At 37.8% G+C, this 13,741-nt stretch carries 14 protein-coding genes; 11 read left to right on the top strand and 3 right to left on the bottom strand.

The window, feature by feature from the left end:
• The first annotated feature begins 84 nt into the window (after positions 1 to 84).
• The 6 genes from ACHUE4_RS08780 (at position 85) to ACHUE4_RS08805 (ending at position 6,356) form a co-directional block, all read left to right on the top strand.
• The gene (locus ACHUE4_RS08780) at positions 85 to 1,104 is read left to right on the top strand and encodes an ABC transporter ATP-binding protein (RefSeq protein ID WP_394189064.1); all 1,020 of its coding nucleotides are present in this window, start codon (positions 85 to 87) and stop codon (positions 1,102 to 1,104) included.
• Positions 1,079 to 2,062 (top strand): ABC transporter ATP-binding protein, encoded by a 984-nt coding sequence (locus ACHUE4_RS08785; protein ID WP_394189066.1) that lies wholly within the window; start codon positions 1,079 to 1,081, stop codon positions 2,060 to 2,062. The genes ACHUE4_RS08780 and ACHUE4_RS08785 overlap by 26 nt, the downstream gene beginning before the upstream one ends.
• A gap of 26 nt (positions 2,063 to 2,088) precedes the next feature.
• Positions 2,089 to 3,693 carry an ABC transporter substrate-binding protein gene (locus tag ACHUE4_RS08790; protein WP_394189068.1) on the top strand — a complete coding sequence of 535 codons (1,605 nt, stop codon included), beginning with the start codon at positions 2,089 to 2,091 and terminating at the stop codon, positions 3,691 to 3,693.
• A gap of 92 nt (positions 3,694 to 3,785) precedes the next feature.
• Positions 3,786 to 4,790: an ABC transporter permease gene (locus tag ACHUE4_RS08795; RefSeq protein ID WP_394189070.1), complete on the top strand. Its 1,005-nt coding sequence runs from the start codon at positions 3,786 to 3,788 to the stop codon at positions 4,788 to 4,790.
• A 17-nt stretch (positions 4,791 to 4,807) separates the two neighbouring features.
• Positions 4,808 to 5,701 (top strand): ABC transporter permease, encoded by an 894-nt coding sequence (locus tag ACHUE4_RS08800; protein ID WP_394189072.1) that lies wholly within the window; start codon positions 4,808 to 4,810, stop codon positions 5,699 to 5,701.
• Between the two features lie 82 nt (positions 5,702 to 5,783).
• Positions 5,784 to 6,356: a GNAT family N-acetyltransferase gene (locus ACHUE4_RS08805; RefSeq protein WP_394189104.1), complete on the top strand. Its 573-nt coding sequence runs from the start codon at positions 5,784 to 5,786 to the stop codon at positions 6,354 to 6,356.
• Positions 6,357 to 6,742: 386 nt separating this feature from the next.
• On the opposite strand, the gene ACHUE4_RS08810 is transcribed toward ACHUE4_RS08805, so the two are convergent.
• On the bottom strand, positions 6,743 to 7,822 hold the full coding sequence (locus tag ACHUE4_RS08810; RefSeq protein WP_394189074.1) for an FUSC family protein: 1,080 nt from the start codon (positions 7,820 to 7,822) through the stop codon (positions 6,743 to 6,745).
• 69 nt (positions 7,823 to 7,891) lie between these two features.
• Positions 7,892 to 9,184, bottom strand: a complete 1,293-nt coding sequence (locus tag ACHUE4_RS08815) for a glutamate-1-semialdehyde 2,1-aminomutase (RefSeq protein WP_394189076.1) — start codon at positions 9,182 to 9,184, stop codon at positions 7,892 to 7,894.
• Positions 9,185 to 9,313: 129 nt separating this feature from the next.
• Here ACHUE4_RS08815 and bcp point away from each other — a divergent pair, with 129 nt between their 5' ends.
• The 4 genes from bcp to perR all read left to right on the top strand — a co-directional run bounded on the left by bcp (position 9,314) and on the right by perR (position 11,830).
• Positions 9,314 to 9,790 (top strand): thioredoxin-dependent thiol peroxidase, encoded by a 477-nt coding sequence (bcp, locus tag ACHUE4_RS08820; protein WP_394189078.1) that lies wholly within the window; start codon positions 9,314 to 9,316, stop codon positions 9,788 to 9,790.
• A 3-nt stretch (positions 9,791 to 9,793) separates the two neighbouring features.
• Positions 9,794 to 10,729 (top strand): D-2-hydroxyacid dehydrogenase, encoded by a 936-nt coding sequence (locus ACHUE4_RS08825; protein WP_394189080.1) that lies wholly within the window; start codon positions 9,794 to 9,796, stop codon positions 10,727 to 10,729.
• A gap of 1 nt (position 10,730) precedes the next feature.
• The gene (locus ACHUE4_RS08830; protein WP_394189082.1) at positions 10,731 to 11,285 is read left to right on the top strand and encodes a cob(I)yrinic acid a,c-diamide adenosyltransferase; all 555 of its coding nucleotides are present in this window, start codon (positions 10,731 to 10,733) and stop codon (positions 11,283 to 11,285) included.
• A 101-nt stretch (positions 11,286 to 11,386) separates the two neighbouring features.
• Positions 11,387 to 11,830 carry a peroxide-responsive transcriptional repressor PerR gene (gene perR, locus ACHUE4_RS08835; protein WP_394189084.1) on the top strand — a complete coding sequence of 148 codons (444 nt, stop codon included), beginning with the start codon at positions 11,387 to 11,389 and terminating at the stop codon, positions 11,828 to 11,830.
• Between the two features lie 158 nt (positions 11,831 to 11,988).
• Here the strand turns inward: perR and ACHUE4_RS08840 are convergent, their stop codons facing one another.
• A complete protein-coding gene (locus tag ACHUE4_RS08840; RefSeq protein ID WP_394189086.1) occupies positions 11,989 to 12,333 on the bottom strand; it encodes a YgzB family protein in 345 nt (114 codons plus the stop codon).
• Positions 12,334 to 12,456: 123 nt separating this feature from the next.
• On the opposite strand from ACHUE4_RS08840, the gene ACHUE4_RS08845 reads away from it, so the two are divergent.
• Positions 12,457 to 13,338: a nucleotidyltransferase-like protein gene (locus ACHUE4_RS08845; protein ID WP_394189088.1), complete on the top strand. Its 882-nt coding sequence runs from the start codon at positions 12,457 to 12,459 to the stop codon at positions 13,336 to 13,338.
• Positions 13,339 to 13,741: the final 403 nt, after the last annotated feature.

A 13,741-nucleotide genomic window follows, 5' to 3' on the forward strand; every position in this document is an offset into this window, starting at 1 on the left:
TTGCAATTATTATTCTAGTTTGTATAATAAAGAACATATCAAATTTTCTGAAAATCTAAAAAGCTGTGTAAAAGGAGGAGCATCATGAGTGAGCGTAAAGCGATACTTCAAGTAAAGGGTTTACAAACATCCTTTTTCACAGATGACGGTGTAATACCTGCTGTAGACAATATTGATTTCAATGTACATGAGGGTGAAGTACTCGGAATTGTTGGTGAATCAGGTTGTGGTAAAAGTGTAACTTCTCTTTCAATTATGGGTCTTGTACCAAGCCCGCCGGGAAAAATTACAGGTGGTGAAATTCTATTTAACGATCGGGATTTAACAAAAATGAGTGATCGTGAGATGAGAAAAATTCGAGGTAATGATGTGGCCATGATTTTCCAAGAGCCAATGACTTCTTTGAATCCACTTTTCACAATCGGAAATCAATTAATGGAAGCAATATTAATACATAAAAAAGATTGGTCAAAAAAACAAGCTAAACAACGTGCAACTGAGATGTTAACGTTAGTAGGACTTCCACGAGCTGAAGAACTTTTAAAAGAATATCCTCACCAATTATCTGGTGGTATGAGACAAAGGGTCATGATTGCTATGGCGCTAGTATGTGATCCAAAAGTATTGATCGCAGATGAACCTACCACTGCACTGGATGTAACCATTCAAGCTCAAATATTAAAACTAATGAAAGATTTAAATGAACGATTAAATACAGCTGTATTATTAATAACGCATGATTTAGGTGTTGTCGCAGAAACGTGTGAACGAGTTATCGTTATGTATGCAGGTAGAGTTGTAGAAGAAGGACCAGTTCAAGTAATTTTCAAAGATCCGCAACATCCATATACAAAAGGTTTGCTGCAATCTGTACCAGATATGCGTTATAAGAAACAGCGATTATATTCGATTCCGGGGAACGTACCAAAACCAGGAACGATCAAAACAGGATGCCGATTCGCAGCGAGATGTGAATTTGCTTTTGACAGGTGTTTAACTGAAGACCCTGACCTGTATCAAACTTCTCCTGTTCACAAAACTAGATGCTTCTTATACGAAGATCAGGAGGTAGCGTCAAATGACAGAACCCTTATTGAGAGTTGAAGGACTAAAAAAATATTTTCCTATACGAAAAGGAATTCTAAGTCGTGTTTCTGGTCATGTTAAAGCAGTTGACGACGTATCCTTTTATGTAAACGAAGGTGAAACTTTAGGAATTGTTGGTGAGTCTGGATGTGGTAAGTCCACTACAGGTAGAATGCTCATGCGTTTGCTAGAACCTTCTGAAGGCAAGGTCATCTTTAACGGGAAAGAACTGACAAGCATTTCGAATGACGACATGCGAAAAGCACGTCGAGAAATTCAAATGGTGTTTCAAGATCCATATGCTTCTTTAAATCCTCGACATACGATTGAAAAAATATTAGAAGAACCACTCATTGTTCATGGAATAGGAGATTCAAAGTCTCGTAAAAAGAAAGTACATGAATTTCTTGAAATTGTTGGCTTAAGTAGCTACCATGCCAAGCGTTATCCGCATCAATTTAGTGGAGGACAACGTCAAAGAATCGGTATTGCTAGAGCACTTATGACAAATCCAAAGCTGATCATTGCAGATGAACCAGTATCTGCATTAGATGTATCCATACAAGCCCAAGTCCTGAACTTAATGCAGGATTTACAAAAAGAATTGAAGTTAACGTATATCTTTATTGCGCATGATTTAGGAGTTGTTCGTCACATAAGTGATCGAGTAGGGGTTATGTATCTTGGCAAAATGGTCGAGTTGGCTGAAAGTGAGATGCTATATGAAAAGCCTCTTCACCCTTATACACAGGCACTACTTTCTGCTGTACCAGTTCCGGATCCTAATTTCCAAAGAGAACAGATGTTAATTAAGGGAGATATTCCGAGCCCTTCTAATCCACCTTCCGGGTGTACATTCCACACGCGTTGTCCATTTAAAATGGATGTATGTACGCAAGTGGTTCCAAAGCTACAAGAAGTTGAACCAGGTCATTCTGTTGCATGTCATCTTTACGGTGAATCCGTGCAACATTGATAAATATATAATTTGGAGGGGTCAATTTGAGAAAGAATAAATCGTGGTTACTTGCTCTATTAGTAATGTTAGTCTTGTCGACGGTTCTTGCTGCATGTTCATCTGACGGCGGAGATAGCGGAGACAGCGGAGACAAGTCTGATCCGAAAATTTTAGTATTTGGTCGTGGCGGAGATTCAGTATCACTAGATCCTGCTGCAGTAACTGATGGAGAGTCTTTCAAAGTTACTCAAAATATTTTTGAAACACTTGTAAACTTCGGTGCACAAGATACTACTATCAATCCTGGTCTTGCAAAAGAATGGGAACCATCTGAAGATGGATTAACTTATACATTCCAATTAGAAGAAGGCATTAAGTTCCATGATGGTACTGACTTCAATGCTGAAGCGGTAGTAGCGAACTTTGATCGCTGGGCTAATGGTTCTGGTGAAGACTTCTACTACTATTCATCAATGTTTGGTGGATACAAAGAAGATGAAGGTCATGTAATCGAGTCTGTTACTGCAGAAGGCGATTACACGGTCGTTTTCAAATTGAAACGTCCACAAGCACCATTCTTGAAAAACTTAGCAATGAGCCCATTCGGTATTGCAAGCCCTGCTGCAATTGAAAAATCAGGAGACAAATTTGGTGACAATCCAGTAGGTACTGGTCCATTTAAATTTGTTGAATGGAAACGTAATGATTCTATCACTATTGAAAAGAACGAAGATTATTGGGTAAAAGATCTTCCAAAACTTGATCGCGTAGTGTTCCGTGCGATTCCTGATAACTCTGCTCGTTTAAATGCATTAAACGCTGGTGAAATTGATTTAGCAGACGGTGTTAACCCTGCTGATGGTGCTAGTGTTGAAGGAAATGCTGACTTACAATTATTTGAACGTCCATCTATGAACGTTGGTTACTTAGGTTTAACAACTACACGCCCACCGTTTGATAAAGTAGAAGTTCGTCAAGCAATTAACCATGCAATTGACAAACAAGCTATTGTTGACGCTTTCTTCGAAGGTCGTGCAGAAGTAGCTAAAAACCCAATGCCACCAGTTATCGGTGGATACAATGATGATATCGCTGGTTACGATTACGATCCTGCTAAAGCAAAAGAATTGTTAGCTGCAGCTGGTCTTCCTGATGGATTTGATATGGAACTATGGGCTATGCCTGTACCACGTCCATATATGCCAGATGGTCAAAAAGTAGCTGAAGTTATTCAAAAAAATCTTTCTGAAGTTGGTATCAATGCAGAAATCGTTTCATTCGAATGGGCTACTTACCTTGAAAAAGCTCGTAACGGAGAAGCGGATGCATTCATGTTAGGTTGGACAGGTGACAATGGTGATGCAGATAACTTCCTATATGTATTACTTGATCAAGACAATATCGGAAGCAATAACTACACTTACTATAGCAATGACGAGTTACATGACATCCTAATTGAAGCTCAATCTGAAATTGATGAAGACAAGCGTAATGAGCTATATGCTCAAGCTCAAGAAATCATCTTTGCTGATGCTCCTTGGGTTCCACTTGCTCACTCAACACCACTTCTTGCTGGTAAAGCAGATTTGGTAAACTTCTTACCACATCCAACTGGATCTGATAAGTTAGGCGAAGTAGACTTCAAATAATCAATTGATTAGTGGGGAGAAGTCTTCGTGATTTCTCCCCATTTTTTATACATAACATAAAACATAATGCATCAGATGGAGAGGTGAAGACAATGCTTCACTATATCGGTAGAAGACTATTACAATTAATCCCAGTTTTGCTGGGCATGACATTTGTCGTTTTCATGATTATTCGTGCGATCCCAGGGGATCCAGCTCAAGTAATTTTAGGGCAACAAGCGACGAAAGATGCGATTGAAGCATTACGAGCAAAGCTCGGATTGGATAATCCATGGTATGTCCAATATTTCGATTACCTAGGGGATCTCTTAAAAGGAAACTTAGGAGAATCGTTACGAACATCAACGCCAGTACAAGAAGAAATTTGGCCATATCTAGCAGCAACATTTGAATTATCTTTATTTGCAATAGTTATTGCTGTTGTTATCGGTGTAAATGCAGGCATTATCTCCGCCTGGTTCCAAAACTCTTGGTTTGACTACACTGCTATGATTCTTGCATTAGTTGGGGTGTCCATGCCTATTTTCTGGCTTGGCTTAATGATGCAGTACGTATTTGGTATCGAGCTTGGAATTCTTCCGACTTCAGGTCGAGAAGAAGTAAGGAGCCCAGTTGATTCCATTACGAACCTATATGTATTGGACACTATATTACAGGGACGATTTGATCAATTAAGTGTTGTTTTAAAACATTTAATTATGCCAGGTTTAGCACTTGCTACAATTCCGATGGCAATCATAGCACGTATGACACGTTCTAGTATGTTAGAAGTTATGCGCTCTGATTATGTCCGTACAGCTCGTGCTAAAGGGCAAAAAATGTTCTGGGTTGTATACAAACATGCATTGAAAAATGCGATTATTCCGGTTCTAACAATTATCGGACTTCAAATGGGACTATTATTAGGTGGAGCCATTTTAACAGAATCCATCTTTGCATGGCCTGGTATCGGTCGTTACATCTATGAAGCTATTAATTTCCGTGACTATCCAGTTATACAATCTGGTATTTTAGTTGTTGCCTTCATATTCGTAATGATTAATTTACTCATTGATATTCTTTATAGCATGATAGATCCACGTATTAAATATGATTAAGAAGGAGGCATCTCGACATGGCCAATCAAGCCCCAAACACACAACAAGTAGCACCACAAGCAGATAAAGTGGCAGGTCCGTGGCGTGAAGCATGGCGAAGTTTCAAAAAAAGTAAAGTCGCTATTGTTGGCGCAGGGATTGTCATCTTCTTTGTCATTTTGGCTTTCATTGGACCGTTAGTTGCTCCACAAGGAATAAATGATCAATTGCTTGGTGACCGCTTACAATCTCCTTCTTCAAAATACTGGTTCGGTACAGATGATTTTGGACGAGATATATTCTCGCGTGTTGTCCTAGGTGCTCGAATCTCATTATGGGTAGGGTTCTTTTCGGTAGTTGGTTCTGTTATTGTTGGAAGTATTTTAGGAATTATTGCTGGTTATTATGGCAAATGGGTCGACATGATTATTTCTCGTATTTTTGATATCATGCTTGCGTTTCCAAGTATTTTATTAGCAATCGCAGTTGTTTCAGTTTTAGGACCTTCGCTGCAGAATGCACTAATCGCGATTGCGATTATCAACGTTCCAAACTTTGGTCGATTAATTCGATCGAAAGTATTGAGTATCAAAGAGGAAGAATATATTACCTCTGCAAAAGCGATTGGTATGAGAGATGCTCGTATTCTGTTTTCGCATATTTTACCAAATTCCATGGCACCCGTTATTGTTCAAGGAACTTTAGCGATTGCAACAGCTATTATCGAAGCGGCTGCTCTAGGATTCCTAGGGTTAGGGGCACAGGCTCCAACTCCAGAGTGGGGTAAAATGTTAGCAGATGCTCGTGTCAATTTCATCAATGCTCCATGGACGATGTTCTTCCCAGGGTTTGCGATTATGTTAACCGTTTTAGGCTTTAACTTAATGGGTGACGGAATGCGTGATGCACTAGATCCTCGAATGAAGAACTAATTAAAAAGAGGCTACTATTCAGTTAGTGAAAACTAACTGGATGGTAGCCTTTTACTTGTAAAGGATGAACTTGAGGATGGATATGGAAAATTTATTTATTATAGACTGCGGAGAAATAGTACTAAGAGAGTTTAGAGTTGAAGACGTTGATGCTATTTATGAACTTACTTCACAACCTGAAGTTTATGAATTCTTACCAGATTGGCATTCAACAAGAGAACAACGATTAAACTGGGTTACAAATTATGAGATACCTTCTAATAAAGAATTTTTGTCAGCTATACCTGATATCAGTGAACAAAATTATTTGAAGTTGGGAATTATATTAAAGGAAACTGGAGAATTTATCGGTTTCTGTAATACAGGTATCAAAGAAGAGCTGAATGAACCAAATCGAGAAATCGCGTTTGCTATTTCTAAATATTACAGAAATCGTGGGTACACAACAATGGCAGTAAAAGGATTGGTGAAATATTTGTTTGAAAATACAAATGTTGAATTACTAAATGCCATTGTTCTCCCACGTAATGTAAGTTCAAATAAAGTGATTCAAAAATGTGATTTTCGTTATATAAGAAAAATAGAGATTGAAGATCAACAATATTTTCAGTACATTCTTCAAAAGGAGAAATGGAGAGTACAAAATACTCTATAACGCTTTCACATCAATATTATGACTAATGTGCTTTTATTTTTGGATGTTGGTAAGAAGACTCACATAACAGAGTGAGAAAATTAATCATGGAATGATAAAAACCTCAGAGCATAAATACTCCGAGGTTAGAATGATGACAGAAGAATAATAGAACCATTATTAAAATTCAACTTCTTATCTATTGCACTTAATTGAAAAGGAAGGTGGTCGGCGACTCCAGGGGGGCTAGCGCGAGCTTTAGACCCTGGACTGAGCACCGCGAAGGAAGCGGCTAAAGCCTTGCCCTCCGGAAAGCGTCCGCAGCAATGAAAATCAACATAAATATGTTTCGACTACACCATCGATGTACCAATTTATTATTGAACAGCAACTGCATCGTTTTATGCCTAAAATTCTTCTTCCAATGTAACGTTAATTTCATCGCCATGATAATTTTGATGAGACACAATTAACGTATCTAAATGCTCTAATTGTTCCTCGTAATCTAGTATCGAAGATAGAACATGTAACAAATGATACGACGAGAAGTTTTCTTCACTGCTAGAATTGGAAATTTCTCTTACGAAAATCTCCATTACTTCATGTCGTGGCAAAATGGTTTCTCTGCCATGTCCACTTGAATGATCCGGTTTAAGTTTCCCTGTATATTTCAAATGGAGTTGCTCATGGTAGGTTAGTAAAAAATCTAAGCGTTCTTGAATCATCATTCTAAATTGCTCTGGTAAATGAGTTAATTCATTTTCATGCAAGTGCAATCTTTTTAAAACGTCATAACTTTTATTAGAAACGGCAATCATTTGTCTATACACAACAAGTTTTCGGGCTTTCGCACGTTTTTCGCGGCGGAAATAGCTTCTTTCCTCTTGATAAAACAAATAAAACTGATCCACTTTAATGAGTCGCTCACGTAGTTTTTCAAGTATTTGCTTCGTTGATGTATGTTCAGATGCTTGTCGGACCGCTAAACGCGTCCAACGTATCAATTCTTCTTGAGTAACATGGATAGAATTGAACAATTTGGTTTCATATTTTGGTGGCATGAATAATAAGTTCACAACAAACGCAGCTAGTACACCGACAACGATTGTCGCAAATCGAATGAGTGCAAATGTTAAGAAATCATCCGTTTGCACTTCCATAATCGCAATTATGGTAACAAGTGCGAGCGAGATGGATTTTTCTAATTTAAGTTTTAGCATGATTGCTATTGTAATGACACAAGCCAATCCTACAGCAACGTATTGATGGCCAAAAATAAGAGCGAAAATGACTGCAACACCGGCTCCAATTAAATTCGATTGAATTTGTTCGATAATCGTTAAGTAGGAACGATATATAGAAGGTTGTATCGCAAATATAGCTGCGATTCCAGCAAATATTGGAGCTGGTAAATTCAACAAATCTGCTAAAAACAAAGCAAACACAATAGCCACACCAGTTTTAACAATTCGTGCGCCTAATTTCATAAGGGTTTTATTTCCTTTCGTAAATCAACTTTTGGCTACTTTACAACAACGTGGTCATAAGGTCAACTATCATTTAGATAGCTGTGAGAAAGCTTTATCTACTGCTTCAAGAGACAAACGAATATCTTCTTCTGTGTGAGCTGTTGTTATAAACCACGCTTCATATTTTGAAGGAGCTAAATTGATCCCTTGTTCAAGCATTAACTTAAAGAAACGACCGAAAATTTCTCCATCTGTAGCTTCTGCTTGGTCATAGTTTTCTACCTTCACATCAGTGAAGTATATGGTTAAAGCACCTTTTAAACGATTAATTGTAATTGTGATGTTGTGTTTTGTTGCAGCTAATAAAATACCTTCTTCTAAAATTGCACCTAAGCGGTCCATTTCTTCATAAACGCCTTCTTCTTTTAATACTTCTAAGCAAGCGATTCCAGCTAATATAGACGCAGGATTTCCGGCCATTGTTCCCGCTTGATACGCAGGACCTAATGGAGCGACCTGTTCCATAATTTCTTTTTTACCACCATAAGCACCAATAGGTAAGCCACCACCAATGATTTTCCCTAATGCAGTTAAATCAGGAGTTAGTCCTAGTAAATCTTGAGCACCGCCGTAATGGAAACGGAACGCTGTAATCACTTCATCGTAGACGATCAACGCGCCTTTTTCTTTAGCTATGTCATGTACAAGTGGAAGGAACCCTTCTAATGGTTCAACAATCCCGAAGTTACCTACAATTGGTTCCACTAAAATACAAGCAATTTCTTCACCCCATTTATCCATGGCTTCTTTAAAAGCTTCTGGATTATTGAAGGGAATGGTGATGACTTCTTTGGCAATCGATTGAGGGACGCCTGCTGAATCTGGTGTACCTAATGTTGCTGGTCCTGAACCTGCAGCAACTAAAACTAAATCAGAATGCCCGTGGTAACAACCAGCAAATTTCATGATTTTTGTTCGCCCTGTATATGCTCGAGCTACTCGAATCGTGGTCATAACAGCTTCCGTCCCAGAGTTAACAAAGCGAACTTTATCCATTCCTGGAATTGCTTCTTTTAACATTTTCGCAAAAGTTAACTCGTGAGGTGTAGGTGTGCCAAATAAAACCCCATTTTCCGCTGCTTTCGTAATTGCTTTTGTAATATGTGGATGTGCGTGACCTGTAATAATCGGACCATAAGCGGCTAAATAATCGATGTATTTATTGCCATCCACGTCCCAAAAATATGCACCTTGCGCTCTTTCCATTACGGTTGGAGCACCGCCTCCAACCGCTTTATATGATCGAGATGGGCTGTTAACGCCACCGACTATATGTTGTAATGCTTCTTCATGTAATCGTTCTGATTGTGTTTTGTTCATGTAAATATTTCCTCCGTTCTATTTCTTCCATTCCTTATTCTAGACAAAAAAGCATCTAAACGCCAAAGAAATTGAAAGTCAGTGCATTCTTAGGTACGATAAAACAAATAGAAGTGTGGAGGGATTATCATGACATCACTCGAAGGTTTACATGCACCTGAATTTACATTAAAAAATGAAAGTGGCGAAGATGTTTCGTTAAGTGATTTCGCCGGAAAGAATTACATAATTTTATACTTTTATCCGAAAGACGCGACTCCTGGATGTACGACAGAAGCTTGCGATTTCAGAGATGCCTACGATTCATTTGAAAATTTAAACGCGGTTATTCTTGGAGTGAGTCCAGATGGTGAGAAGGCGCATACAAAATTCATTGAAAAACACGGTTTGCCATTTTCATTGCTAATTGACGATCAGCATCAGGTTTCTGAAGCATATGGCGTATGGGTACTCAAAAAAATGTACGGCAAAGAATACATGGGTGTTGAGCGTTCAACGTTTTTAATTGATCCAACGGGCACCGTAATTAAAGAGTGGAGAAAAGTAAAAGTGAAAGGCCATGTAGATGAAGCGTTACAAACATTACGTGGCATAATTGAGGAATAATAGATGAAGGTTTTATTTACATTTACAGTGAAGGATTATTTAATAGAAGATTTACATCATGAATTTTCAAATGTGAACTTTGTATTCTCAAATATAAAAGATGAAGAAGTATTAAAAGATGCAGAAATTATTGTGACGTATGGGGAAGACATCACTATAGACACTTTGAACAAAGCAGAATCTCTAAAGTGGTTGATGGTCGCATCTGCTGGTTTAGAGAAAATGCCGTTACAAGAAATAGGGGAGCGAGGGATTTTCCTAACGAATGTGAAAGGCATACATAAAACCCCAATGGCTGAATCCGTTATGGCTCATATTTTAGCATTGAAACGATCATTACCCTGGATATATCAACAGAATTCATGGAACCACAAGTCAGGTTCTACTGAACTTCGAGGTTCCACTGCGATTATTATTGGCCCAGGTGCCATTGGCGGAGAAATTGGACGATTACTTCAAGCGTTCGGAGTTCATACCATTGGTTGCAACCGTTCTGGTAAAGCGTCATCACATATGAATGAAATGATTTCTTTTGAAAATCTCAGTGAGAAGTTGCCATTGGCAGATTTAGTGATATCAGTGCTGCCGAGTACGAATGAAACAAAAGGTTTGCTTACCTACGAGCATTTCGTTCAAATGAAAGAAACGGCTATTTTTATGAATTTCGGCCGTGGTGATGTAATAAAAGAAGAAGAACTGATCCAAGCAATGTCTGAACATCAAATTGAATATGCAGTACTCGATGTATTTGAAACAGAACCGTTAACAGACGGTCATCCGTTTTGGACGATGGACAATGTTATTGTATCGCCTCACGTTTCAAGTCACTCTTCAGAATATGTACCTAGAGCTCTAGAAATTTTCAGGCACAATCTTTCTGAATGGATAAAGAAAACGACTAATTTTCAAAATGTGATTGATACAGAAAAGGGGTATTAAGATGAAAATCTATACGAAAACTGGAGACAAAGGGACAACTTCATTGATTTATGGAACAAGAGTATCAAAGACAAGTCCTTTAGTTGAAGCTTATGGGACGTGCGATGAAGCTAATTCAATGATTGGATTAGCACTTAGTTATGTGCAAAACGAATTCTTTGAAGAAAAGGAAGACTTCCAACAAGCCTTTCATCAAATTCAAACGACGTTATTCCATGTTGGAGCGGAACTTGCGACACCTAAAGGGAAAGAAGTAAAGTGGAATCTTGAGACTGCTGAAATTGAAAAGTTAGAAGGCTGGATCGATGCGTGGGATGCAGCTTTGCCATCCTTGACAAACTTTATTCTTCCTGGTGGTCATCCTGCTGGAGCAGCGTTGCATGTTGCTCGTACGACGGTAAGACGTGCGGAGCGTTCGGCGGTCGAAATCGGAGAAGATGTATCTCCTAATGTATTAGTTTATTTGAATCGTTTATCTGATTTCTTGTTTGTTGCAGCTCGATTTATTAATCTTCGTCTTGGTCAAAAAGAAAAAGGACTCCATGAAGAACTATAACCTAGTGGAATGTGTATTTAATTGACATCTTGATAGCCTGTTCCTTATACTAATTATAACGATTATAAAATAAGAATCCTTATGAAGTGAGGTGCATGGCGATGACTGAAGTGCATTTACGCGACGCGTTGGATACTTTGAAGTCTACAGGAGTTCGAATTACACCACAGCGTCATGCGATATTAGAATTTCTCATTCAATCCATGATTCATCCAACAGCAGACGATATATATAAAGCATTAGAAAATAAATTTCCTAATATGAGTGTAGCAACTGTATATAATAATCTACGTGTATTCCGTGAAGCGGGTCTTGTAAAAGAATTAACATATGGCGATTCTTCAAGCAGGTTTGATTTTGTAACGAACGATCATTACCATATCATTTGCGACGCATGCGGAAAAATAGTTGATTTTCATTATCCAGGACTAGACGAAGTGGAACATTTAGCTTCCCATGTAACGGGGTTCAAAGTGAACACCCACCGGATGGAAATCTACGGTACATGTCCAACATGTATTACGCAAGCTACTAAAGTGCAATAATACACTTGAAAGAAGCCATTAATTCATAAGAGAATTGATGGCTTCTTTGATGGAGAGAATTGAGAAGTATATGTAACGAATCGTTTTTCTCATAATCTATTACGTCATATAATAAAAAACAGCTTACATGATCGAACATGTAAGCTGTTTTTCTTTTGTTATTTTTTTCGGTTTAATTCAACATCAAATTCTTGGCCTTCTAATGAAGGATCTAATGTTAATGGTTCACGACAATACATGCACATATCGACTCTACCAAGAACTTTTGTATGTTTACCGCAATTCGGACAAACGACTTGAACGGCTTTTGTAGAAAGTAAACCAATCCAAGCATATACACCAGTACTTCCTAAAATAGCTAGTAATCCGATAAACATGAAGATGGTCATGATAATTTGATTTTCTCTAAAGAAAATACCAATGTACATGATGACAAATCCGATGAAAATAAGAGATAATGCAAACGAACGAATTCGATTTATTTTATTTTTATAAGGTTTCAAGTTGCTTTCCTCCTCAATCATGTTTACTATATCATAATTCAAAGTTAAAATCGCATGAAGGATTCTACAAAATAATGTCGAAAATATCTATACATAGATCTTAATTATTTAGGGGGAACAAAGTTGGAGCAAATATTACGTCCCATCTATCAAGAGCGTGCAAGTCAACAAAATACATTAGGTGTCATTCTCGTTGAAAAGAGAGAAAAGGTAAGCCAGATTACCGATACCTTTGATACGATCTTGCTAATTATTGCGAAAGACTCAGAACAACCCGTTTTCACAAAACATTATACTTTTGAAGATAAAAAAGCAGCGATGCATATCATTACAGAGAAACAGTTACGTAAATGGTTATTGCTAGGAACAAATCGAAAAATTGTGGATTGGCTAATCTTCGGAAGAGTCATGTTTGATCGTAATGAATTTTTAGAGGAATTAAAAATTGAGTTAAAAGACTTTCCGTTTTATGGTCGTAAAATAAAGATGGGCATTGAATTTGCCAAATTAATAAGAAGATATTTGGAAGGTAAAAGTTTCTTTGAACAAAAGAACTATATGGATGCCTATAATCATATTGTCGATTCACTTCACCATTTAGCACGTTTAGCAGTCTTTGAAAATGGTATGCACCCAGAAGTTACAGTATGGTCTCAAGTGAAAATGATAGAACCAGCTATTTATAAATTGTATGAAGAGTTACTTTCTAGTGAAGAACCAATAGATAAACGATTGGAACTGTTATTTTTAGCAAGTGAGTTCTTTATTCATTCGAGAACGAATGATGGCTCCCGTCATATATTAGAAGTAATGAGTCAAAAAGAGCACTGGGCAATTCAAGAGCTACATGAACAAGAGGAACTGAAAAACTACTCAGTTGATTTAGAAGTTTTTATCGAATTTCTTGTTGATAAAGGAATAATTAACATTAAGCGCATTGACGCAAAGAGCAACAAAATCTACCACAGATACTATCAAGCTAGCCCTTTAGAGGATAATCAATAATCCGAAATCAGACGCAAAAAAAGCGTCTGATTTTTATGTTGACTTTATTATATTGAAAGAGCTATAATAGAAAACGTCGCTAAGAGAGATTCAAAGAAAATTAGATTTAAAAAGTACTTGACTCACATACGCTGCGATGCTAAATTAGATAAGTCGCCAAAACAAGCGGCTAACATTTGAACCTTGAAAACTGAACAGCAAAACGTCAACGAAATATGCGGACAGCACTTCGGTGCTCAAAGCAAAATTCGTCATGAGCGCTTAGCGCGAAAACGAATTTCTGCGATGATCGCCTTGGCGATCGGAGCAAAAACTTGAACTTAACTGTTCATTATAAACGTCAAAATTTTTGACGCCAGCAACAAAGTCGAGCTAATCGACTCACCTATTATGGAGAGTTTGA

Origin of the sequence: Paenisporosarcina quisquiliarum (genome assembly GCF_043641925.1) — a bacterium.
GTDB classification, from domain to species: domain Bacteria; phylum Bacillota; class Bacilli; order Bacillales_A; family Planococcaceae; genus Paenisporosarcina; species Paenisporosarcina quisquiliarum_A.

What these genes read in the sequence shown, in the direction of transcription:
- ACHUE4_RS08780 (WP_394189064.1), top strand. Translation starts at nt 85, where the DNA reads ATGAGTGAGCGTAAAGCGATACTTCAAGTAAAGGGTTTACAAACATCC.
- ACHUE4_RS08785 (WP_394189066.1), top strand. Translation starts at nt 1,079, where the DNA reads ATGACAGAACCCTTATTGAGAGTTGAAGGACTAAAAAAATATTTTCCT.
- ACHUE4_RS08795 (WP_394189070.1), top strand. Translation starts at nt 3,786, where the DNA reads ATGCTTCACTATATCGGTAGAAGACTATTACAATTAATCCCAGTTTTG.
- ACHUE4_RS08800 (WP_394189072.1), top strand. Translation starts at nt 4,808, where the DNA reads ATGGCCAATCAAGCCCCAAACACACAACAAGTAGCACCACAAGCAGAT.
- ACHUE4_RS08805 (WP_394189104.1), top strand. Translation starts at nt 5,784, where the DNA reads ATGGAAAATTTATTTATTATAGACTGCGGAGAAATAGTACTAAGAGAG.
- ACHUE4_RS08810 (WP_394189074.1), bottom strand. Translation starts at nt 7,822, where the DNA reads ATGAAATTAGGCGCACGAATTGTTAAAACTGGTGTGGCTATTGTGTTT.
- ACHUE4_RS08815 (WP_394189076.1), bottom strand. Translation starts at nt 9,184, where the DNA reads ATGAACAAAACACAATCAGAACGATTACATGAAGAAGCATTACAACAT.
- bcp (WP_394189078.1), top strand. Translation starts at nt 9,314, where the DNA reads ATGACATCACTCGAAGGTTTACATGCACCTGAATTTACATTAAAAAAT.
- ACHUE4_RS08825 (WP_394189080.1), top strand. Translation starts at nt 9,794, where the DNA reads ATGAAGGTTTTATTTACATTTACAGTGAAGGATTATTTAATAGAAGAT.
- ACHUE4_RS08830 (WP_394189082.1), top strand. Translation starts at nt 10,731, where the DNA reads ATGAAAATCTATACGAAAACTGGAGACAAAGGGACAACTTCATTGATT.
- perR (WP_394189084.1), top strand. Translation starts at nt 11,387, where the DNA reads ATGACTGAAGTGCATTTACGCGACGCGTTGGATACTTTGAAGTCTACA.